This window comes from Blautia sp. Marseille-P3087, assembly GCF_900120195.1.
GTDB lineage: Bacteria > Bacillota > Clostridia > Lachnospirales > Lachnospiraceae > Blautia_A.
In genome coordinates this window covers 2172497-2195076 of record NZ_LT635539.1, presented here as the reverse complement: position 1 = coordinate 2195076, position 22580 = coordinate 2172497, and the positions used below count along the sequence as shown (strand labels likewise).

The 22580-nt window shown below is 40.2% G+C and carries 21 protein-coding genes and 1 riboswitch; of the genes, 6 read left to right on the top strand and 15 right to left on the bottom strand.

Annotated elements, in window-relative coordinates; translation table 11 throughout:
• Nucleotides 1-4: 4 nt before the first annotated feature.
• From BQ7344_RS10520 to dnaA, 15 genes are all read right to left on the bottom strand, one after another.
• A complete protein-coding gene (locus BQ7344_RS10520) occupies nucleotides 5-694 on the bottom strand; it encodes a response regulator transcription factor (protein WP_015541442.1) in 690 nt (229 codons plus the stop codon).
• A complete protein-coding gene (locus BQ7344_RS10515) occupies nucleotides 691-1839 on the bottom strand; it encodes a sensor histidine kinase (protein ID WP_072522536.1) in 1149 nt (382 codons plus the stop codon). The genes BQ7344_RS10520 and BQ7344_RS10515 overlap by 4 nt, the downstream gene beginning before the upstream one ends.
• 193 nt (nucleotides 1840-2032) lie before the next feature.
• Nucleotides 2033-3217, bottom strand: a complete 1185-nt coding sequence (metK, locus tag BQ7344_RS10510) for a methionine adenosyltransferase (protein ID WP_072522535.1) — start codon at nucleotides 3215-3217, stop codon at nucleotides 2033-2035.
• A gap of 256 nt (nucleotides 3218-3473) precedes the next feature.
• A riboswitch (SAM riboswitch) is annotated at nucleotides 3474-3574 on the bottom strand.
• A 90-nt stretch (nucleotides 3575-3664) separates the two neighbouring features.
• The gene (locus BQ7344_RS10505) at nucleotides 3665-4957 is read right to left on the bottom strand and encodes a UDP-N-acetylglucosamine 1-carboxyvinyltransferase (protein ID WP_072522534.1); all 1293 of its coding nucleotides are present in this window, start codon (nucleotides 4955-4957) and stop codon (nucleotides 3665-3667) included.
• A gap of 174 nt (nucleotides 4958-5131) precedes the next feature.
• Nucleotides 5132-5638: a shikimate kinase gene (locus BQ7344_RS10500; protein WP_015541438.1), complete on the bottom strand. Its 507-nt coding sequence runs from the start codon at nucleotides 5636-5638 to the stop codon at nucleotides 5132-5134.
• Between the two features lie 79 nt (nucleotides 5639-5717).
• Entirely contained in the window at nucleotides 5718-6323 is a 606-nt protein-coding gene (locus BQ7344_RS10495; protein WP_072522533.1) for a flavin reductase family protein, read from the bottom strand.
• A gap of 18 nt (nucleotides 6324-6341) precedes the next feature.
• On the bottom strand, nucleotides 6342-8012 hold the full coding sequence (locus BQ7344_RS10490) for a putative manganese-dependent inorganic diphosphatase (RefSeq protein ID WP_072522532.1): 1671 nt from the start codon (nucleotides 8010-8012) through the stop codon (nucleotides 6342-6344).
• Between the two features lie 29 nt (nucleotides 8013-8041).
• Complete coding sequence (locus tag BQ7344_RS10485) at nucleotides 8042-8947, bottom strand: S1 RNA-binding domain-containing protein (RefSeq protein ID WP_072522531.1); 906 nt, start codon at nucleotides 8945-8947, stop codon at nucleotides 8042-8044.
• A 351-nt stretch (nucleotides 8948-9298) separates the two neighbouring features.
• Entirely contained in the window at nucleotides 9299-9757 is a 459-nt protein-coding gene (locus tag BQ7344_RS10480; protein WP_072522530.1) for a DUF1002 domain-containing protein, read from the bottom strand.
• Nucleotides 9758-10123: 366 nt separating this feature from the next.
• Nucleotides 10124-10996, bottom strand: a complete 873-nt coding sequence (gene rsmA, locus BQ7344_RS10475; protein WP_072522529.1) for a 16S rRNA (adenine(1518)-N(6)/adenine(1519)-N(6))-dimethyltransferase RsmA — start codon at nucleotides 10994-10996, stop codon at nucleotides 10124-10126.
• Between the two features lie 24 nt (nucleotides 10997-11020).
• Nucleotides 11021-13402, bottom strand: coding sequence for a hypothetical protein (locus BQ7344_RS10470; protein WP_235816095.1), 2382 nt, complete (start codon nucleotides 13400-13402; stop codon nucleotides 11021-11023).
• Between the two features lie 57 nt (nucleotides 13403-13459).
• A complete protein-coding gene (gene recF, locus BQ7344_RS10465) occupies nucleotides 13460-14551 on the bottom strand; it encodes a DNA replication/repair protein RecF (RefSeq protein WP_072522528.1) in 1092 nt (363 codons plus the stop codon).
• Between the two features lies 1 nt (nucleotide 14552).
• Complete coding sequence (locus BQ7344_RS10460) at nucleotides 14553-14765, bottom strand: RNA-binding S4 domain-containing protein (RefSeq protein WP_072522527.1); 213 nt, start codon at nucleotides 14763-14765, stop codon at nucleotides 14553-14555.
• Nucleotides 14766-14800: 35 nt separating this feature from the next.
• On the bottom strand, nucleotides 14801-15916 hold the full coding sequence (gene dnaN, locus BQ7344_RS10455; protein ID WP_072522526.1) for a DNA polymerase III subunit beta: 1116 nt from the start codon (nucleotides 15914-15916) through the stop codon (nucleotides 14801-14803).
• 192 nt (nucleotides 15917-16108) lie between these two features.
• Nucleotides 16109-17488, bottom strand: coding sequence for a chromosomal replication initiator protein DnaA (dnaA, locus tag BQ7344_RS10450; protein ID WP_072522525.1), 1380 nt, complete (start codon nucleotides 17486-17488; stop codon nucleotides 16109-16111).
• Nucleotides 17489-18055: 567 nt separating this feature from the next.
• Between dnaA and rpmH the strand changes: the two genes are divergently transcribed.
• From rpmH to mnmE, 6 genes are all read left to right on the top strand, one after another.
• Complete coding sequence (gene rpmH / locus BQ7344_RS10445; RefSeq protein ID WP_005423866.1) at nucleotides 18056-18190, top strand: 50S ribosomal protein L34; 135 nt, start codon at nucleotides 18056-18058, stop codon at nucleotides 18188-18190.
• A gap of 56 nt (nucleotides 18191-18246) precedes the next feature.
• Nucleotides 18247-18609, top strand: a complete 363-nt coding sequence (gene rnpA / locus BQ7344_RS10440) for a ribonuclease P protein component (protein WP_015541428.1) — start codon at nucleotides 18247-18249, stop codon at nucleotides 18607-18609.
• On the top strand, nucleotides 18590-18799 hold the full coding sequence (yidD, locus tag BQ7344_RS10435; protein ID WP_015541427.1) for a membrane protein insertion efficiency factor YidD: 210 nt from the start codon (nucleotides 18590-18592) through the stop codon (nucleotides 18797-18799). The genes rnpA and yidD overlap by 20 nt, the downstream gene beginning before the upstream one ends.
• Nucleotides 18800-18858: 59 nt before the next feature.
• Nucleotides 18859-20121: a YidC/Oxa1 family membrane protein insertase gene (locus tag BQ7344_RS10430; RefSeq protein WP_072523412.1), complete on the top strand. Its 1263-nt coding sequence runs from the start codon at nucleotides 18859-18861 to the stop codon at nucleotides 20119-20121.
• Nucleotides 20122-20154: 33 nt separating this feature from the next.
• Complete coding sequence (gene jag, locus BQ7344_RS10425) at nucleotides 20155-21099, top strand: RNA-binding cell elongation regulator Jag/EloR (protein ID WP_072522524.1); 945 nt, start codon at nucleotides 20155-20157, stop codon at nucleotides 21097-21099.
• A gap of 103 nt (nucleotides 21100-21202) precedes the next feature.
• Nucleotides 21203-22576, top strand: a complete 1374-nt coding sequence (gene mnmE / locus BQ7344_RS10420) for a tRNA uridine-5-carboxymethylaminomethyl(34) synthesis GTPase MnmE (RefSeq protein ID WP_072522523.1) — start codon at nucleotides 21203-21205, stop codon at nucleotides 22574-22576.
• The last annotated feature ends 4 nt before the right edge of the window (nucleotides 22577-22580 follow it).

The following is a 22580-nucleotide window of genomic DNA, read 5'->3' as shown; positions in this document are numbered from 1 at the left end:
TGATTTATACCTTGAAGCGATAACCGACACCCCATATAGTTTCTATATATTGCGGCTTCGCCGTATTGAATTCGATTTTTTCACGGATCTTCTTGATATGAACCGTGACAGTTGCAATATCCCCTACGGATTCCATGTCCCAGATCTGACGGAACAACTCCGCTTTTGTAAATACACGGTTTGGATTCTCAGCAAGAAATGTCAGAAGATCAAATTCCTTCGTTGTAAAAGTCTTTTCTTCTCCGTTTACCCAGATTCGTCTCGCCGTCTTGTCAATCTTGATTCCGCGGATTTCAATAATGTCGTTCTTTACTGCCACGGAGCCAACCAGTCTGTTATATCTCTCCATATGTGCCTTTACACGTGCAACCAGTTCACTCGGACTGAACGGTTTCGTCATGTAGTCATCTGCACCAAGCCCCAGACCACGGATTTTATCAATGTCGTCTTTCTTTGCTGAGACCATGATGATCGGAATATTTTTTTCCTGGCGTACCTGACGGCAGATATCAAATCCATCTACCTCCGGAAGCATCAGATCAAGAATAATCAAATCATATTCTTCTTTTAGTGCTTTTTCAAGGCCCACATCTCCTCTGTTTGCTATTTCTACTTCAAATCCTGACAGTTCCAGATAATCCTTCTCCAGATCTGCAATTGCTTCTTCATCTTCAATGATCAGAATTTTGCTCATTTCATAGGTACCTCCTGGTATTTTCTTAAAACAAAGTACATGATCGTTCCGATTCCCTCACGGCTGGTTGCCCATACCTTGCCGCCATGGTCTTCAAGGATCTTACGAACGATGGAAAGACCGATTCCGCTTCCTCCTTTGGAAGAATTTCGCGAAACATCGGTTCTGTAAAAGCGGTCAAAAATATAGGTCAGGTCCTTGGATGCAATGCCTTTACCATTATCTTCTATTTCAACCTGTATAAAATCTCCTACATCTTTCACACGGATCTGTATCACACCTTTTGGTTTATCCATATACTTGATTGCATTGCTGATGATGTTATGGATCACACGCCGTATCTGCTCTCCGTCTGCAATGACAAGAACATCCTTTTCGACGTAATTTGCATAATAAAGCTGAATGCCTCTCGTCTCCAGTTCCAGCCCCACTTCCTCCGCACAGTCTGAAAAATAATCATCCACATTTAATTTGCTGAATGTATATGGGATGCGGTTGGTATCGATCTTTGAGTAAAAAGTAAGCTCATTGATCAGATGATCCATCTCGTTTGTTTTGTTGTAAATAGTGCGAACGTAGCGGTCCATCTTCTCCGGCGTATCCGCAACCCCGTCCATGATTCCCTCTACATACCCCTTTACGGCCGTGATCGGGGTCTTCAGGTCATGGGAAATATTACTGATGAGTTCTTTATTTTCTTTATCGAGAAGTACTTTTTCTTCTGCTGATTCTTTCAGCCGTCGCCTCATCTCTTCAAAGTCCCGGCACAATTCTGCAAACTCATCTGTCCCGTCTACTTCCAGCACAAAGTCCAGATTGCCTTCTTTTATATTTTGCGTTGCTTTTCGTAATTTAACCAGCGGAGCTGCCACACTTCTGTATATCCAGAGACCGATGGAAACACTTGTAAAAATCAATATCACAAGCGCGGTAAAAAAAAGATCCTTCGTCATGATCTGTATACTGGTCTGACTGCTTCCGGTATCCGCAATCGTAATATCATATGCACTTTCCTGCACCGTATCACTGCCCGATGAATTGCGGTGCTGTGCCTCACTGATTCCAAACAGCGTAGCCGCCAGCAAAAGCATCGGCATCAATATGATCATCATAAAGCCTACAATGATTCTGTTTTTTAATTTCATGGTATCTATTCACCTCTTGATAAAATCAGCGGACGCGCCACCGGTGTCTCCTCGATATGCAATAAAAAATGAACGCATATTACGAACCATTTGTTCGATATATGCGTTCATTATATCATATCACTATATTCTTATCTCTAAATTTTCTATTAAATCAGTAAAAAGAGTTTATTCTTTATCCCTGTTCTGTTTCTTAGAGATATTTTTTGAGGTCTTCTACTTTGTCCAGTTTTTCCCATGGAAGATCTACATCTGTACGTCCGAAGTGACCATAAGCTGCAGTCTGTTTGTAAATCGGTCTTCTCAGGTCAAGCATACGAATGATTCCAGCCGGACGAAGATCAAAGTTTTCACGGATAATCTCAACAAGTTTTCCATCAGAAACTTTACCTGTTCCAAATGTATTTACATTGATGGAAGTCGGTCTTGCAACTCCGATTGCGTAAGAAAGCTGAATTTCGCATTTATCAGCCAGTCCTGCTGCTACAATATTTTTTGCAACATAACGAGCTGCATATGCGGCGGAACGGTCAACCTTTGTGCAGTCCTTACCAGAGAAAGCACCGCCACCGTGACGTCCTGCTCCACCATAAGTATCAACGATGATCTTACGTCCTGTCAGTCCACTGTCACCGTGAGGTCCACCGATTACAAAACGTCCTGTCGGATTGATAAAGTATTTTGTATCATCATCTACCATGTCTGCCGGAATGATTGCATCAAAAACATATTTCTTAATATCTTCATGAATCTGTTCCTGTGTAACTTCCGGATCATGCTGTGTAGAGCATACAACTGCATCTATACGGATCGGTTTGCCCTCTTCGCTGTATTCTACAGTCACCTGAGTCTTTCCGTCTGGTCTTAAGTATGGCAGAGTTCCGTCTTTACGAACTTTTGTCAGCTGACGTGCAAGTTTATGTGCCATGTTGATTGCATATGGCATATACTCCTCTGTCTCATTAGAAGCATATCCGAACATCATACCCTGATCTCCGGCACCGATTGCATCAATCTCATCTTCACCCATTTTAGCTTCCAGAGCTTTGTCTACACCCATTGCGATATCTGCAGACTGCTCATCAATTGCAGTGATAACTGCACATGTGTCTGCATCAAAGCCATATTTGCCACGGGTATAACCGATTTCTCTTACAGTATCTCTTACGATTTTCTGGATATCAACGTAAGCACTTGTAGTAATCTCACCCATTACAAGTACAAGACCGGTTGTAGTTGATGTCTCGCATGCAACACGTCCCATCGGATCTTCTTTCATAATTGCATCAAGAATAGCATCTGAAATAGCATCGCACATTTTGTCCGGATGGCCTTCTGTTACTGATTCAGAAGTAAATAAAATTTTCTCTTTTTCCATTGTTAAACCTCTTTCTGTAAATAATCAGTAAATTTATGTTCTACGAATTACTCCATTGCTTCGCAATTCTCGTAATTCTGCAATCATTCGGAATCCGCAGATTTTTTTCAAAAATCGCTACTTCCTCATGATTGGGCGGCTTCCAAATTCAAATGCCTATACGTGCAAGCACGAACGGCATTATGACTTTTTCAGCCTGTATAACAAAAATAAAGACAGCCCCAACAATAGGACTGTCTTGAATTCAATTTCAATCCTCTTATTGTTCGATGACTCGCTCAGGTTGGCACCTTCCTCATAAAAAGGGGTTGCCGTGGCTTCTCAGATCCTTTGTATCTCCACCACTCTGAATAAAAGGCCGCTTTATGAAGTTATTGCAGAACTTACAATATACTTATTTTATATAAATGTCAAGTAGTAACTCTGCTAAATTTTTGACAATTTTTATCATCCAACACGAAGACGGAATTTCTGGATTTCTTTCTCGCTGGAAACCTTCTCGATCTCAGCACCGAGGCTTCTCAGTTTCTCCTCAAAATTCTCATATCCTCTCTGGATATATACAATATCATCTACAACCGTAATACCGTCTGCTGCAAGACCGGCAATAACAAGCGCTGCTCCGGCCCGAAGATCCGGTGCACTGACTCTTGCTCCTGTTAGTTTCTTTACGCCGTCAATGATTGCGGAATTGCCTTCAACCTTGATGTTGGCTCCCATTCTGGAAAGCTCGTCCGCGTATTTGAAACGGTTTTCGAAAATACTCTCTGTAACAATACTTGTACCTTCGGCCAGTGTAAGTGTCACAGCGATCTGTGGCTGCATATCAGTAGGATATCCCGGATAAGGAAGAGTCTTTACATGTGTGCGGTGAAGTCTCTTGCCTGCACGAACACGTACTGCATCATCAAATTCCTCAACCTCACATCCGATTTCTTCAAGCTTTGCTGTAGTTGCTTCCAGATGTTTCGGGATAACATTCTTAACGGTTACATCACCGCCTGTTGCAGCGGCTGCAAACATAAAGGTTCCTGCTTCGATCTGATCCGGAATAATAGAATATTCGGTACGGTGAAGCTTCTCAACACCTTTGATGCGGATTACATCAGTACCTGCCCCCTTAATATTGGCGCCCATACTGTTCAGGAAGTTTGCGACATCTACGACATGCGGCTCACGTGCTGCATTCTCAATAATCGTACGTCCGGATGCCATTGCCGCTGCCATCATGATATTGATCGTAGCTCCAACGGACACAACATCAAGGAAAATATGACTTCCATGAAGGTTTTCGGTCTCTGCAACGATTGCTCCATGAAGAATCTTTACTGATGCACCGAGTGCACGGAATCCCTTAAGATGCTGATCGATAGGACGGCTTCCAATGTTACATCCGCCCGGAAGCGGTACTTCCGCATGTTTGTATTTACCAAGTAATGCACCTAACAGATAATAAGATGCACGGATTTTTTTAATATATTCATAATCAACACTGATATCTGCAATTGTAGATCCATTGATTTTGACTGTAGATCTGTCGATTCTGTCAACCTGAGCCCCTATCCCGGCAATTGCTTCTAACAAAACATTTATGTCTCTTACGTCCGGCAGATTTTCGATAAGGATCGTTTCATCCGTCATAATGGCTGCAGAAAGAATTGCAAGTGCAGCATTTTTGGCGCCACCTATTTCAACTTCGCCCACTAATGGATTGCCGCCTTTGATTACATACTGTTCCATAAAACACCTCTATAATTATTTTCACTCCGTAAGCCGAAGCGAATGCCAGAAATAAATTTCTATCTCACTTTCAGTCACTTGTCCCAAAAGCTCAATTTCGTATTATAGCACATATTTGCCATTTGTAAATAAAAATTTCTTCTGTACAGTTCTGCTCCCCTGCTTGTACAATAGTTACTTTGCTTTCTCTTTTAGTGTTTCCAAAAGAAGCTCCAGACTTGCTTCCAGATCTTTCCCCTCCTGATCTACCACAATATCTGCATATTTTTCATACAGCGGAGTTCTTTCTTCATACAGACTCTCAAGAGTCTGCCCTTCTCGCAGCAAAACGCCGCGCCCCTTCAGATTTCCAAGGCGCTTTGCCAGAGAATTCAAAGATAATTTCAAATAAACAACTGTTCCAACAGACTTCAGATGCTTCATAGCTTCTTCACAGTAGACGACACTTCCACCTGTTGCAATTACAGTATTTTCTGCTTCTATGGAAGCATTTACACGGTTCTCTACATTTTGAAATCCCTCATATCCTTCTTCTTCGATAATCTGCCACAGGCGTCGATTCTCCTGTTTCTGAATGAGAAGATCTGAATCGAGGAACTGATACCCCAACACCTTTGCCAGCACAACACCGATCGTACTTTTTCCAACTCCCGGCATTCCAATCAATGTTATATTATTCATAAAGTGTTTTCTCCCGTTTTATAAATTGCTTAACTTATATTTTATCATAAACACTGTAATTCTGCAATCCCTTTTAAAATCAGGCTTTGCGGCCTTTTGGGGATGCTTTTTGCGACGTTTTTTTCTTCTTTTTGACGCTGTATCCAAACGTTCCCAACTGCTTTCCAGTCCCCATATATTCCCCATGGGAATAAACAAGTGGTTTTGCAAGATTCAGATCAAAACGATTATTTTCGTCCATATAGTGTTCGTCTGCATGAACAGCTACTACATCTGCCAGAAACATATGATGGGAACCAAGCTCTTTGATTTCTTTTACCCTGCACTCGATGGATACAGGTGACTCCTGAATCATCGGTGCACTTACAATATCAGCTTTTTCGCGGGTCAGTCCTGTCTCTTTGAATTTGTCTACATCTCTTCCTGAACGGACACCACAGAAATCTGTTGCTTTAGCAAGTTTCTCAGTCGTAAGATTAATGACAAACTCTCCGGTCTCTTTTATCATGTGATAAGAATGACGCTCCGGTCTTACTGAAATATAAACCATCGGAGGATTGGTACATATGGTTCCTGTCCATGCAACCGTTATAATATCATCTTCACCTTTGCCGTCTGTAACACTCACCATAACGGCCGGAAGCGGATACAGCATATTACCCGGTTTCCATGTCTGCTTTGTCATTTTTCGCCCTCCGTCTGTTTATACGTAATCGCCGCCGCTCATCTGTGCGGCTTCCATCAGTGGCGGGATCAGCTGTTTCTTACGTGATACCACACCTTTCAGATAAATCGTGCCGTTTTCCGGCTGCATTTTAAATGCATTTACCGCCATCTCTTCACTTCCCTCACCATAGAAAAGAAGTTCCGTGGACTGTTCTATAATATTCGTAAGCATAAAGTAAACTCTGGATACTCCGTGTCTGCCACATTCGCTGACCATAAACGGAAGCAGTCTTTCTTTGATTTCTTTAAGTTCATCTGCATCCATGGAACTGATCTGTCCCACACCGAAGCAGACATCTCCCTCTGCGATAAATTTCTTGTAATCCTGATAAAAAATTTCCTCAGGAGATTTATCTTTCAGATTGCTTCCTGCCTTAAACATCTCACGCGCAAATTCTTCGATGGAAATATCTGCGATCAGTGCAAGTGCTCCTGCCGCCATCTTATCCTGCAGTGTGCAGGTTGGAGAACGAAACATCAGGGTATCGGAAATGATTGCTGCGCAGAGAAGTCCCGCGATTTTTGATGGAATCTCAAGCTTCTGTTCGCCATACATCTGGTACATGATCGTGCCGGTACAGCCAACCGGCTGGTTGCGGAAACTGATCGGCTGCATCGTCTGCAGTGTTCCAAGTTTGTGGTGATCGATGATTTCCATAATCTCAGCCTTATCTATATTATCTACAGCCTGGTCTTTTTCATTATGATCTACGAGAACCACTTTTTTCCTGTGCATGTCAAGGAAATTACGACGTGAGATCGTACCTATACATTTTCCTTTTTTGTCAATGACCGGGAATGCACGATGACGGTGTTTGATCATCACATCCTGAATATCATCTGTAAAATCTTCGGTTTTAAATGTTACGAGATTTTCGGTTTTCATAATATATTTCACCGGAATACTCTGGTTAATAAGACGTGAGATCGTAAATGTATCATATGGTGATGAAATGATGATGATATCTTTCTCATGTGCCAGCTTCAGGACTTTTTCTGTCACTTCGATTCCAAGTCCGACGATGATACAGCTAACATTCTGCTCAATTGCCTGCAGATGGTCTTCTTCACGGTTTCCCATGATGATCATGTCATTTTCTTCGACATATTCTTTCATTTTATCCGGGTTGGCAGTTGCTACCATGATCTTTCCCTGAACAAAATAACCGTGTCCGTTACCTTCGACCACCTTTCCTCCGATAGTCTCGGCAATTCTCTGATACTGCGTCCGCGCACGGGAAAGAAGATAACTGTCGGTCGTATCCATGTAAGTTTTGGCAATATCACCGATTGTGATCAGACCTTCCAGAGTACCGTCTTTTTCTCTGATTGGGAGCGAAACGATGCTGTTTTCCTGCATCAGATCCCATGCATTTTTCAGTGACATGCTCTTGTTTGCCTCAGGACTTAAACGAATATCCATATCCTTTACCTGTGTACCGATATTGCTTAAATATCCCGGCGGCTGCACACCAAAACGGTTCAGTACGTATTCTGTTTCTTCATTGATCTGTCCTGCACGCTTCGCAATATATTTGCTGTCCTGTGTGGTTCTGTTTTTGATATCACAGTAAGCTATTGCTGAGCAGATAGAATCTGTGTCCGGATTCTTATGTCCGATAACAAAAATTTTTTCCTGTTTTTTCATAAAAATAAAAACCTCTGAATATATGTTTCTTAATCTAATTTAATATTTGCAAAAAGAGAGCCAAGTGACGTTGTTGCCTGCTGTCCGGCATCCGGTACTTCATATACCTCTTCTTCGATTTCCTTTGCCATCATGTCAGATGCTTCTTTGATGCTGAGACTTAACTTGCCATCTTTGATTGCAGTTACTTTAACTTTTACTTTGTCGCCGACTGCCAGCACTTCGGATGGTTTTTTGATTCGTTTTTCACAAATCTGGGAAATATGAACCAGTCCGGAAAGTCCGTTTCCAAGGTCAACAAAAGCACCGTACGGCTGAAGACTTTCTACAGTTCCTTCTGTTACCAGTCCAATCTCAAGGTTTGAAACTTTATTTTTTCTTTCTTCTTCCGCTTTTGCTCTGAGAATTTCTTTTGCGGAAAGAATCAGTTTCTTGCTGTCCTTATCTACATCAATGACCTGAACCTGAATCGGTTTGTTCAGATATTCTTCAGTATCTTCTACATATCCAAGTGCAAGCTTTGATGCCGGAATAAAACCACGTACACCTTCTACATATGCGATTACACCAGCATTTGTAATTCCCTTAACTACTACATCAATAACTTCTCCGGATGTCTTTAATTCTTCCAGTTTGTCCCATGCAAGAATGTCAGAAGCTTCCACTCTGGAAAGAAGGATATTTCCATGACCGTCATCTTTGCGTACGACTGTTGCAGATACCTCATCTCCTTCATGTACTTCTTCTTTGATATTAAATCCCGGCTCTCTGCTGTAATCTTCTACCGGAATCACACCTTCTGCATAATATTTCAGATCAAGGATTACTTCTTTTTCATCTACACTGATTACCGTTCCTGTAAGAATATCGCCTTCTTCTATTTTTTTCATAGATTCTTCCAGTTCTTTTTCGTAATCTTTCATTGATTCAGCCATGATATTTCGTTCTCCTTTACTTTTTTTTTATTATATTATAACACCAAAAATAAAAAAAGCCCCAAAATAGGGCTTTATAAACGAGGAGTGCCCCGGCAGTGGTTTACCGGGGCGATTATTATGAAAAAATTTATGTGTAATGAAGAACATTACAACGTCTGTTTTGTGTAGCTCTTTCGAACTGCACTTATCATATCAATTAATTATGAACACATTATGAACAAGCAATGAATCTTTCGTGTATTTGCACAAATTTCAATATTTATCTCGTATTTTTTTATAAAATTACTACATATTCTTTTTTCACATGGATTTTTTCATTTGTTTATTTTATATAATTTTCTCTATTACTTAGTTCAACAAACTTTTTGCGATGTCGATGAGTTTTCCGATAATGCCCTTGACATCATCTTTCGTAATTCCAAGACTTTCGAGTTTATCATACACCTTTGTGATCTGGGATCTCAGCTCTGTTTCATCAAGGTTCATATTTTTGAATTTGTTGTATAACTGAACCAGAGTGGATTTCTCAGAATCGGTAAGTGATACACCAAGTCCGCTTGCTGCCACATCAATAGCACTGCTGATTTCCTCATCGGATACATCAACCTGTCCGATTGCATCTTGTGCTGCAACAATAATGTCTACTACTTTATCCGGATCAGAAAGAAGATCATCAATTCCGCTGTCCTCCAGAACTGCTACTGCCTGATCTACTGCATCAGATGTTGTATCTGCATAAACCATTGCCGGTGTCATGCAGGTAAGAACTCCTGCAAGAATAATTGCGCTTAATTTGTTTATTTTCATTTTAATTACCTCCTGAATCAACTGCCTTTTTGGGTACGCTCTGCATTATAGCACACTTTTTATCATCTCTGTAAAATTCTTTTTCATTTTTACGCCACTTTTTGCCATACTCATTCATAAAAGCTTCGACAATCGTTCACCATTTTTTCATAACTTAAACACGATTCCATCATATTTTCCGGATATACTAAGACCATAAAAATAATACAGCCAACATTATTTTTATAAATTTTCTTTTTCATATGTTGATTACCAAAAGGTAATTAACTCTCCTTCCTTTTAAATTAAATAAAATAACTATAAAGGGCATCCGACCAATAACCGGATGCCTTTTATAGTTGATTTTATTTGCTTATTAATTATTTTTTATTTCATATCGTGGAAAATATCGGACAGTTTTGCGAACTGCTCCAGTGTCAGTGCCTCTCCTCGAATATTTAACGGAAGTCCGCACTCTGTAATTGCTGATTCTACCTGCTCTTTTGTATAATTCAGCTCCTGAGAATTCTTAAGACCATTTGCAAGTGTCTTTCTTCTCTGGTTAAAAGAAGCACGGATAATACGGAACATCAGCTTTTCATCCTTTGCCGTAACCGGCGGATTCTGATGACGTGTCAGCCTGATCACCGCACTCCCAACCTTCGGTCTCGGCATAAAACAGTTCGGTGGCACATTTGCCACGATTTCCGGCTTCGCATAATACTGGACTGCCAGTGATAAAGCACCGTAATCTTTGGAACCCGGTCCTGTCTGCATACGGTCTGCAACTTCTTTCTGTACCATGACCGTTATCGAATCTACCGGAACATGACTTTCAAACAATCCCATAATGATCGGTGTCGTAATATAATATGGCAGGTTTGCCACGACTTTGATCGGACGTCCCTGATTTTTTTCATCTGCGATCTTACGGATGTCCGTCTTTAAAATATCTCCGTGGATCACATTGACATTATCCCACTCTTTCAAAGTATCTTTCAAAATAGGAATCAGTGCATCATCTATTTCTACTGCCGTCACTTCCCTTGCAGAATCCGCAAGATACTGGGTCATCGTTCCGATTCCAGGTCCGATTTCCAGTACAAAATCATCTTTTGTGATTTCAGAAGCCTGTATGATCCTGTCCAGAACATGTGTATCGATCAAAAAATTCTGACCAAACCTTTTCTGGAACACAAATCCATACTTTTGAAGAACTTCAATGGTATATTTTGGATTTCCGAGATAAGGTCTGGTCATAATTTCCTCCTGATGCATGTTTTTTTAATTAAAATCTTTTTCGTAAAGTACTTTATATCCGTCCTGATTTACTTTTTTCTTGGATATAAGTTTACGGATACCGCCTTTGGATTTCATGATTGCATTGTCAATCATATCTTTGACAGCACCGATATTCATCGGCTGGTCCTCTTTCTGACTTGTACTGATAAGGTTGTACAGTGCAAGCATGCCCATCTGATCGATCGTATATCCATTTTCTCTTGTGTACACTTTTGCAAAGTTTACAAGTTCATCATTGGTGAATACCGGAATATTGATCATAGATGTAAACTTCGATGTAAATTTCGGGAATCTCGCAATCAGCTTGCGCATACCGATTTTTTCATCTTCAATGATTACGATCAGTCCGTCTGTGCGGAATTCCATTGCTTTATTTAACTGCTCGACTGTTTCTTTTGTGAGCTGATTCGCATTTTCGATAACAAGGAAACCACCGGACATCTTCTTCACGATTTCTGCAATATTCTTGCCATTGATCTGATCAGCAAACACATAGGCAACCTTGGATGCTTCCAGATTGAGTTCTTTACAGATTGCAGGAATCAGTCCGGAAATCAGGCGTGTTTTTCCTGTTTCACGAGCACCCATGACGATCACGTTACCGGTTTTTGAGGTCTTGTCTGATGCATTGATCTGTACATCATACAGTGCTTCGACAATCTGTTCTCTCAGTCCCGGAACTTTTGCAAAATAAGTAAACAGTTTTTCTTCATCCTCAGTCAGTTTTTTCTCCCGCGGAATAATGTCATCTGCGTTATTGTCCGGCTGCATGGAATCAATGAAATGTTCCAGTTCTTCTTCCTGTGTCAGAGGTTTCGCTGATTTTTCCTTTTTGGAATGTTTTACTTCTTTCACCGGAATTTCAACTGTTTCTGCAAGATCATCCTCATCTGTATTTCTTCCGACAGGACCGTTCAGAAACTCATCTTCTGCACTCTGAAGGTCTTCTTCTGTCATAAAGTCATCCGGATCTTCTTCCGGTTCCAGTGCTTTAACCGGTTTTTTGGGCTGAATCGGATCTTTTGGAATCTCAATTCCCTGTTCGCTTGCAGCCGCAAGAATTGTATCTTCAAGATTAAAATCAAATTCTTCATCAGAATCTTCTTTATCCATTCCCGGAAGACAGATATTCGGTGCCTGTGGGATTTCTGTTTCGAGATGAGCATCCACATTGAAATTCTTCATGGATTCCGGAATTTCAAGCTCCGGCATCTTAAATTCAGTCTCATTTTCCGGTGCAGCCGCTTTCGCTTCTTCGGCTTTGTCCTCAGTCACCGAGGCCTTCTCCTCTTTTAGAACTTCCTGTGCTTCTTCCTCCGAATCATTCTTGATTTCTTCTTCTGTAAATTCTTCGATTCGTTCTTCTATATCACTGAATACAGACTGTCCTGGATTTTTCGGTGCATGAATCACCGCATCTTCTGGTTCAAGCTCCGGAACATTAGTCGGCTCTTCCTCCGAAGAAATGTCTTTGATCATTTCTTCCTGCACTTCTTCTGCCGGTGTCTCAGATTCTTCCTCGGTCAGCTCTTCGCTTTCCTCTTTTCGCTTGCCGCTGAAAATATCACGGATGCCTTTGGAGATTTTTTCCTGAAGACTTTCTGCTCCGTTTACATCACGTTCATCAATGCGAACACTCTCGATTACCGGCCTCTCATCCTCTGCTTTTTCAACTTCAGATACTTTCTGTCCTTCTTTGTCAGTATTTAATTCGGCTGCTTCTTCTACCGTTGTAAGGTTCGGAATAAACTGTTTGTCATATTTTTCCTTTTCTTTTCCGGTCAGCATACCCATACGATTCTTAAGATCCAGTGCTTTCATGACATATTTGCCTTCACTGAACCAGAGAACCATCTCATTACAGAGATCCAGACATTTCTCTGTATCACCATTCTGATAATACAGTTTTGCCAGTTCGTAAGACCATCTTTCTGTAAATTCTTTTTCTTTGTATTCTTCCAGAATCCTGATCTGCTGATCAAGCGGAACCTGCTTTTCTTTGCTTATTTTATAATTCAGAATATACCGGGTACTGTCATTAGGGGCAATTTCCAGAAATTCTTCATAAAATTCCTCTGCTTCCTGAATATCCTTCATCTTGAGGGATACTTCAATCAATCGGTATAAAATGTTTTTGCCAATAGGAGCTCTGTGATAAGCGAGAAGAAAAATCTCCTTACTGTCCTCGTATCTTTTATTTGCTGCGTAAATCTCACCTACAACACATAAAGTACGGACATTCTTCACACGACGCCAGTCAATACTGTCTACAACTTCCATGGCATCCTTGTAATTTTTCTTTTCTACAAGGCGATTTATTTCTTCAAGTTTGATCCGAAATTCCTCTTTATCCAATGTATTCACCAACTTTCCAATAGTTAAAACCAGTGTATCATAAGCATACTTGCTTGTCAAAATACTTTAGCCGCTTACCGGATTATAAACTTCTCCCTTTATGACTCTGAAAACCTTGTTGATATGAAACTGGTTACTGACAAAATCATCCAGGCCGGTACAGGTGATCAGTGTCTGAATATCATGAATACAATCCAGAAGGTACGTCTGCCTGTTGCTGTCCAACTCTGAAAGTACATCATCCAGCAAAAGTATCGGCGTATCTTTAATTTTTTCTTTCACAAGATAGATTTCTGAAAGTTTCAAAGACAGAGCAGCCGTACGCTGCTGTCCCTGGGATCCGTATTTGCGTATATCAATCCCATTTACCACAAAACTCAGATCATCTCGATGCGGTCCTGCGGATGTCATCTTCATTCTGATATCTCGTTCTCTGTTTTTCTTTAAAACATTTTCAAAATCTTCTGCTTCCGTACTCGGCTCATAAACAACTTCCAGATGTTCAATTCCTCCGGTCAGATTATGGTGAATATCCTGTATTACCTGATTCAGATCACGAACAAAATCTTTGCGCTTTTTGATAATCTTTGTGCCATACTGCAGCATCTGCATATCCCAGATATCAAGTGTCTCCTTCAGAGAAGGATTCATATAAAGATCCTTCAGAAGGCGGTTTCTCTGGTTCACTATGTGATTATACCCGGCAAGATCAGTCAGATAGATCTGATCAAGTTGACATAATTCCAAATCCATAAACCTTCTTCTCTCACCTGGACCATTTTTTATAATATTCAGGTCTTCCGGTGAAAAAAACACAAGGTTTACAATACCGAATAATTCTCTGGCTTTTTTGATCGGCAGTCCGTTGATTGCAACGCCTTTTGCCTTATTTTTACGTAGGTGCATATCTATTTTGTAAGAAAGCTCATCTTTCCGGATCATCATCCGAATGTGAGATTCTTCTTCTCCGAACCGGATGATCTCTTTGTCCTTGCTTCCTCTGTGAGATTTTGTCGTCCCACAAAGATACACCGACTCCAGAATATTAGTTTTTCCCTGTGCATTATCTCCGTAAAAAATATTGGTTCCTTTATCGAAGTCAAGCTGCAGATTCTGATAATTCCTGTAATTTTTAAGCTCTAACGATTCGATATACATATTATTTGATTACTTTTATTTCCTGATTTTCATATGTGATCACATCGCCTACATAAACTTTGCGGCCTCTGCGCTCATCCACTTCTCCATTTACCTGAACCAGACCATCCTGAATCGCATATTTGGCTTCCACACCATCTTCCACAACTCCTGCAAGTTTCAAAGCCTGTCCAAGTTTGATAAATTCATCTCTGATTTTGATTTCCAAATCCATTCACCTCTTATTATCCTGACTGATTAACACTTACATTATCTGCTCTGATTCTGGCTGATATTAACCGGAAGAATCAGATATGTGTAGTTTTCTTCATCATCTCTGATAAAGCATGGTGCCTTCGGATTCATCAGATACATATTAATCACTTCATCATCGATAACTTTCAAAGCATCGATGAGGAATTTCGGGTTGAATCCTATCACGATATCTTTACCGGATTTTTCAATATCGATCTCTTCATTCATGGATCCCATCGCAGAATCAATCTTAAGTTCCATACTGCCATCTGTGATTTCGATAACGATCGGCTTTTTGTCACCTTCTCTTACAAGCAGAGTTGCACGATCGATACAGTCAAGAAATTCTTTTTTGTTGACACTGACTTTTGTATCGTAATCACTGGAAAGCATTTGATCGATACGGAAATATTCACCTTCGATCAGCCTAGATACGACCATTGTCTGGTCAAACTCGAATAAAATGTGGTTCTTTGTAAAATAAATGCTTACCTGATCATCGATCTCACCAGACAGGATCTTGCTGATCTCACTGAGTGTCTTTCCAGGAACGACAATCTTACGGTCGGAATATTCTCTCTTAAGAGGCATCTTTCGGATAGAAATACGGTGTCCGTCAAGAGAAATAATTTTCAGACAGTTATCTTTGATTTCGAACAATTCACCAGTCATCAGACGGTTGTTTTCATTCACTGCAATAGAGAAAATAGTCTGGCGAATCATCTCTTTCAAAGTAAACTGAGATAAAGTAAGAGAGTCATCTTTTTCAATAACCGGAAGGTATGCAAAATCCTCACCTGCTTTTCCGGGAATGGTAAATTTTGCTTTTTCGCAGATAATTGTTGCTACATAATTGCTGTCAGTTGTAATGGTTACATCATTATCCGGAAGTCTTCGTATGATTTCATAAAAGATTTTGGCATCAAGGGCAACCATACCTTTTTCTTCGATGTGTCCGTCTACGATTGTTTCAATACCAAGTTCCATGTCATTGGTTGTAAATTTAATCTGGTTTGTGGTTGCATCCATAAGGATACATTCCAGGATAGGCATTGTTGTCTTAGAAGGAACAGCTTTCAAAGATATATTTACGCTTTTTAAAAGATTACTTTTGGAACAGATGATTTTCATGTGTGTGTAACTCCTTTCTGTATCGGAATCGGCCTTATAAATAAAAATATATAAAGAAATCCGCCGTAGCCGCCTTAGGGGGGTGTGAATATGTGAAAAAGTCTTTCAAACCTTGAAAAACGGGGATTTCTTCACTGTATAACTTCGTGTAAAAGTACTTTCAAACTTTGAAAATGTATGTGGAAAAGTCATTTAACCCTGTGGATTAATTTTTTTCTTAAGTGTTTCGATCGAGTTTTTGAGGTTATCATTTACCTTTAATTCATTCTCGATTTTTTCTATCCCGTGCATAACTGTAGTATGGTCGCGGTCACCAAGATTTTTTCCGATTGTTTTGAGTGAAGTGTCGATAATATCACGGCACAGATACATTGAAATCTGGCGTGGCATAACGATTTTGGAGCTTCTCTTGTTTCCGCAGAGGTCAGCGACAGTTACGTGATAGTGCTCTGCAACAACGGAAATGATATAATCCGGTGTTATCACTTTCTGTTCATTAGGAGAAATGATGTCTTTGAGTGCCTGTTCTGCCAGTTCGAGTGTAACTTCTTTCTTTTCGAGCTTGGAACTTGCCATTACTTTATTAAATGCTCCTTCCAGCTCACGAATGTTGGATTTTATATTGGTAGCGATGTATTTGATAACTTCTTCGCTGATATTATAGCCTTCCATTTCTTCTTTTTTGTGAAGAATTGCCATTCGGGTCTCATAATCAGGCAGTGTGATGTCTGCAATCAGACCCCATTCAAATCTGGAACGGAAACGTTCTTCCAGGATTTCCATATCTTTAGGTGGTTTATCAGAGGAAATGATGATCTGCTTTTTCGCACTGTGAAGGCTGTTAAAAGTATGGAAAAATTCTTCCTGTGTAGATTCCTTTCCTATAATAAACTGAATATCATCGACAAGAAGTACATCAATATTTCTGTATTTTTCGCGGAATTTGGACATAGCGGAATTATTTCCGTTACGGATTGTCTCGATCAGCTCATTTGTAAATTCCTCACTGGTAACATACAGAACCTTGCTGTTTTCATCGTGCTCGATAATGTAATGAGCGATGGAATGCATAAGATGGGTCTTGCCGAGTCCGGCGCCTCCATAAATAAAAAGCGGATTGTAGGTGTCTCCCGGAGATTCTGCAACAGCAAGGGCTGCCGCCTGGGCAAATTTATTGTTGTTACCGACGATAAAGGTATCAAAAATATATTTGGGATTCAGATGAGCTTCTTCGCAGCGGCGGTCAATGTCAGATATCGCTGTAGATGCAGATGTATTATCATAAGAAGAAACTTCTTTTTTAGGGGCCTCATCAGGAGATATAAATTTGACTTCACACTCTTCCATTCCGGTTATTTCACAGATCGTAACCTGAAGAAGAAGTTTATACTTTTTATTAAGAAGATTTATTAAAACAACCTGCTCGGATGGTACCAGAATCGTGATCACATGATCCCGGACATCGTAGACTTTCAGCGGTTTTAACCAAGTATTAAAGGCAACGTCGCCCACGTCATAATCTGCTTTGACTGTCTGCAGAATTTTATCCCAGTTTTCAATAACTTTATCCATGTTTCTATCTCCCGGTTTCTTTGAAAGTTTATAATATAGGTCAAAAGACATAAATATCCGTTTATATATTATAATAAATTCTTTTGTTTAGCAATGATTATTTGAGGGTTTGCGTGGGGAAAATTAAAGAAAAAAAGAGAAGTTTTCCACGTTGTCCACATGTGTATAACATGAAAATGGTGGATAAACGCTCATGGGTTTACATAAGTCTGAACGATGTGGAAAAAATCCTATGGGGATTGTGTATAACTGTGTCCACATAAAAAATATTGTAAAATAAAGACTTTTTTTAGGGGTATGTGTAAAATTAAGTCGTCTTTTGGGGATAGATTTAGTGTAAAAAATGAAGTTATCCACAAGTTATCCACAAGATGGTGGATAACTTTACGTTAACCATATCTTTCCACATTGGCATGTGGGTACTTTTGAGAATTGAAAAAAAGCCTGATTTTGTAGAATTTTTTAAGATTTTTGCTTGACGAACAGGGGTGTTATGAATATAATTGAAATGATGTTCTATGAAAATATTATGAATAAGGTATAATAGATAAAGGAGGTGCTTTACCTATGAAAATGACATTTCAGCCAAAGAAAAGATCCAGAGCTAAAGTTCATGGATTCAGAGCTCGTATGAGCACAAAGGGTGGCCGTAAAGTATTAGCTGCCAGAAGATTAAAAGGAAGAAAACAGTTATCAGCCTAAGATATAAGACCGCAGTTATGTGGTCTTTTCTTCTATAATAAAAGAAGGGGGATTCGATGAAATACTCAGAGTCCTTAAAGAAAAACAGAGATTTTCAACAGGTTTACAAGCGTGGAACATCAAAAGCAAATCGGTATCTGGTGATGTACGTGCTGCCAAATCAGCACATGAAGAATCGTCTGGGAATATCAGTAAGCAAAAAAGTAGGAAATAGTGTGGTCCGCCACAGAATCACCAGACTGGTAAGGGAAAGCTATCGTTTAAATGAATCTTTATTTAAAAAGAATCTTGATATTGTCGTGATAGCCAGAAACTCTGCAAATGGTACAAACTATCATGAGATAGAGAAGGCATTTATGGATCTGGCGAGGAAGCATGGAATTGCAGGAGATAATGTAAATGAAGAAACTTCTTATTAAACTGATACGTCTCTATCAGAAATATATATCACCGATGAAGAGAACAAAGTGTCCTTATATTCCCACCTGTTCTCAATATGGTTTGGAAGCAATCGAAAAATATGGTGCATTAAAGGGAGGATTACTGGCAGCTTGGCGAATTTTAAGATGTAATCCTTTTTCTCATGGAGGATATGATCCTGTACCATAAATGTATAGGTGGAGGTGGCTCCATCAGATTATCCAGGAGGAACTAGAAAATTGGAAAGTATGATTTTGGCTACTAAGAGTGGTACCCCGATCATTGGTCAGATCGCAGTAGTGATGGGATGGATCATGAATGCAATCTACAAGGTTCTGGATGCAGTTGGAATTCAGAATATCGGTCTTTGTATTATTATTTTCAGTATACTGATCTACCTTTGTATGACTCCTCTGCAGATCAAACAGCAGAAATTTTCTAAGCTGAGTGCGATCATGCAGCCTGAGATCCAGAAGATACAGAAGAAATATCAGGGTAAAAAAGATCAGGATTCCATGATGAAGATGCAGGAAGAAACACAGGCAGTATACCAGAAATATGGTGTATCTGCGACAGGAAGCTGCGTTCAGCTGGCAATCCAGATGCCGATCCTGTTTGCCCTGTATCAGGTAATCCAGAACATTCCGGCTTATGTTGGAAGTGTTTACAATGTATTTAACGGCGTCTGCACAAAAATCCTTGCAGTAGACGGATTTACAAATATCATTAATAACTTTATCACAGATAACAAGATGACACGAGTAAGACAGGTTACGGAAAATGCAGATTCTATCGTAGATTTCCTGTATGCTCTGTCTCCGTCCCAGTGGGAATCCTTACAGAAGATCAGTCAGTTTTCCGGATTTTCTGATCAGATCAGCAAAACTGCTTCTGAAATTCAGAAGATGCAGACTTTTGGTGTACTGAACATTGCGGATCAGCCACTGAGCTATATTAAAACAGGATCTCTGATCCTTATCATTGCAGCACTTGCAATTCCGCTTTTATCATGGGCAACTCAGATGCTCAACTTAAAACTTATGCCACAGGCAGCAACACAGAACGGAAATGATGGCAACAACGCAATGGCAAGCTCCATGAAGACTATGAACACAGTTATGCCGCTGATGTCAGCATTCTTCTGTTTCACATTCCCGGTAGGTCTTGGTATTTACTGGATTGCCAGTTCAGTAGTAAGAAGTATCCAGCAGCTTCTGATAAACCGTCATCTGGACAAGATGAACATTGATGATCTGGTAAATGAAAATATGAGAAAGATGGAAGCCAAGAGAGCTAAAGAAGGTCTTCCGCCTCAGAAGATTACCAATCAGGCACATCAGAGTGTTAAAAACATCAATAAAATTGACAAGGGCATGAGTGGTACAGATGAAAACAGCCGTGCGAAGAAGGTGGAAGATGCTTACGAAAAGGCTTCACACGCAAAAGCCGGAAGTATCACAGCCAAGGCAAATATGGTAAGAGATTTTGATGCACGTAATAAGAAGAAATAAGTAAGAAACAGGAAAGGAAGGCGGGGTTTTATCATGGGCGAATATATGCAGTTCTCAGCAAAAACCAAAAATGAGGCAATTACCAAAGCATGTATTGAACTGGGTGTATCCAGCGATCAGCTTGATATTCAGGTAGTGAGTGAAGGCAGCTCCGGATTTTTCGGAATCGGAAGCAAACCGGCGATCATCAAAGCTCGCAAAGTAGAAGAAAGTTCTGAAGAAAAAGAAATCGAAAAAATCGTGGATTCTGTTAAAATCGATGCTTTTAAAGAAGAAACTGCGAAAGAAGTACAGAAACCTGCAGTGAAGTCTGTTTCTAAAACACCGGAAATCAAAAAAGAATCCGGTGCAGAAAAGGCAAAAGAAGAAAGACAGCCAAAACCGGCTAAAGAAAAACTGGTCAAAGAAAAAGTTTGCAGAGAGAAACAAGTCAGAGAACAGAAGGAAAGACCTGCAAAAGAAAAACCGGTCAGAGCTGCAAAGGCAATAGAGATTATTACAGATCCGGAAGAAATCAAAGATATCGAAGAGAGAGCACTTGTATTCCTGAAAGATGTATTTGGTTCTATGGATCTCGGAGAAGTAACGATCACTTCCAAATACAACACAACAGACGGCTGTCTGGAAGTTGATTTCGAGGGCGAAGACATGGGCATCCTCATCGGTAAGAGAGGACAGACACTGGATTCTCTCCAGTATCTGACAAGCCTTGTAGTAAACAAAGGAAAATCCGATTACATCCGTGTAAAACTGGATACCGAAGATTATAGAAGACGTCGTAAAGAAACTCTCGAAAACCTGGCAAGAGGAATTGCCTACAAAGTCAAAAAGACAAGAAAACCGGTAGTACTTGAGCCGATGAATCCTTATGAAAGAAGAATCATCCACTCTGCACTTCAGGGAAACAAATTTGTTGAGACAGTCAGTGAGGGAGAAGAACCTTACCGTCACGTAGTTGTAAAATTAAAAAGATACTAATATGTGATTTTTAAAAGATGTTATTCTAGGTGAAAGCGTGAATAACACGTGCTTGACGTGTGCTTTTTACCTTGAATAACATCTTTCTTTTTCAGGAGGAAATATGGACGCTACAATTGCAGCAATTTCTACAGCTATGAGTGCTTCGGGTATCGGTATCGTCCGCATCAGCGGAGAAAAAGCAATGGATGTGATTGCGAACATTTACCGTTCCAAAAACGGCAAAAAAGATATCCGTGAAGCAGGAAGCCATACGATACATTATGGTTTTATATATGATGGAGAAGAAGTCGTAGATGAAGTATTAGTTATGATAATGAAAGGACCTCACACATATACAGGTGAGGACACTGTTGAAATAGATTGTCATGGCGGCGTATATGCCATGAAGAGAGTTCTCGAGACGGTACTGAAAAACGGTGCCATCATTGCAGAACCGGGAGAATTTACAAAAAGAGCGTTTTTAAACGGAAGACTGGATCTTTCGCAGGCAGAGGCGGTCATGGATGTCATTCAGGCCAAAAACTCAATGGCACTGAAAAGCTCTGTCGAGCAATTAAAGGGTTCTGTGCAGAAAGCAATCCGGGAGATCCGTGCAAGGCTGCTACATCAGATTGCTTATATTGAGACAGCACTTGACGATCCGGAGCATTTTGACCTTACCGGGTATCCACAGGAACTACTTGAAATTGTGGAAAAAGAGAGTGAAAATATAAGTGACCTGTTGAAAACTGCCGACGACGGAAGAATGATTCAGGAAGGAATCAAGACGGTCATCCTCGGAAAACCAAATGCGGGAAAATCATCGCTGCTTAATTTTCTGGTAGGGGAAGACCGTGCAATCGTTACAGAAATCGCAGGAACAACAAGAGATATTCTTGAGGAATATATATCACTGAATGGCATTACACTTCGAATGATTGATACGGCAGGTATCCGTGAGACAGAAGATATTGTGGAAAAGATTGGCGTCGGTAAAGCAAAACAGATGGCTGAGGATGCGGATCTGATCCTTTATGTGGTGGATTCTTCGCTTCCTCTTGATGATAATGACAGAGAAATCATGGAACTTCTTTCCGGAAGAAAGAGTATCGTGATCTACAATAAAACCGATCTGGAAGCCGCAGTGAGTATTGAAGAATTAAAAGAAAAAACAGGTAGTCCTGTCATTCCGGTATCCGTTGTGGAAGAAACAGGACTCAGACAGCTTGAAGATGAGATCAAGCGTATGTTTTTCCATGGAGAACTTTCTTTTAATGATGAGGTATATATTACAAATGCCCGCCATAAAGCAGCACTTGAAGAGGCGAAAGAAAGTCTGAGGCTGGTAAAAGAAAGTATTAACATGGGAATGGCAGAAGACTTTTTCTCCATAGATCTGATGAGTGCATACGAAAGCCTCGGACGCATCGTAGGCGAGTCAGTAGGAGAAGATCTTGTAAATGAAATATTCAGCAAATTCTGTGTAGGGAAGTAAGAAG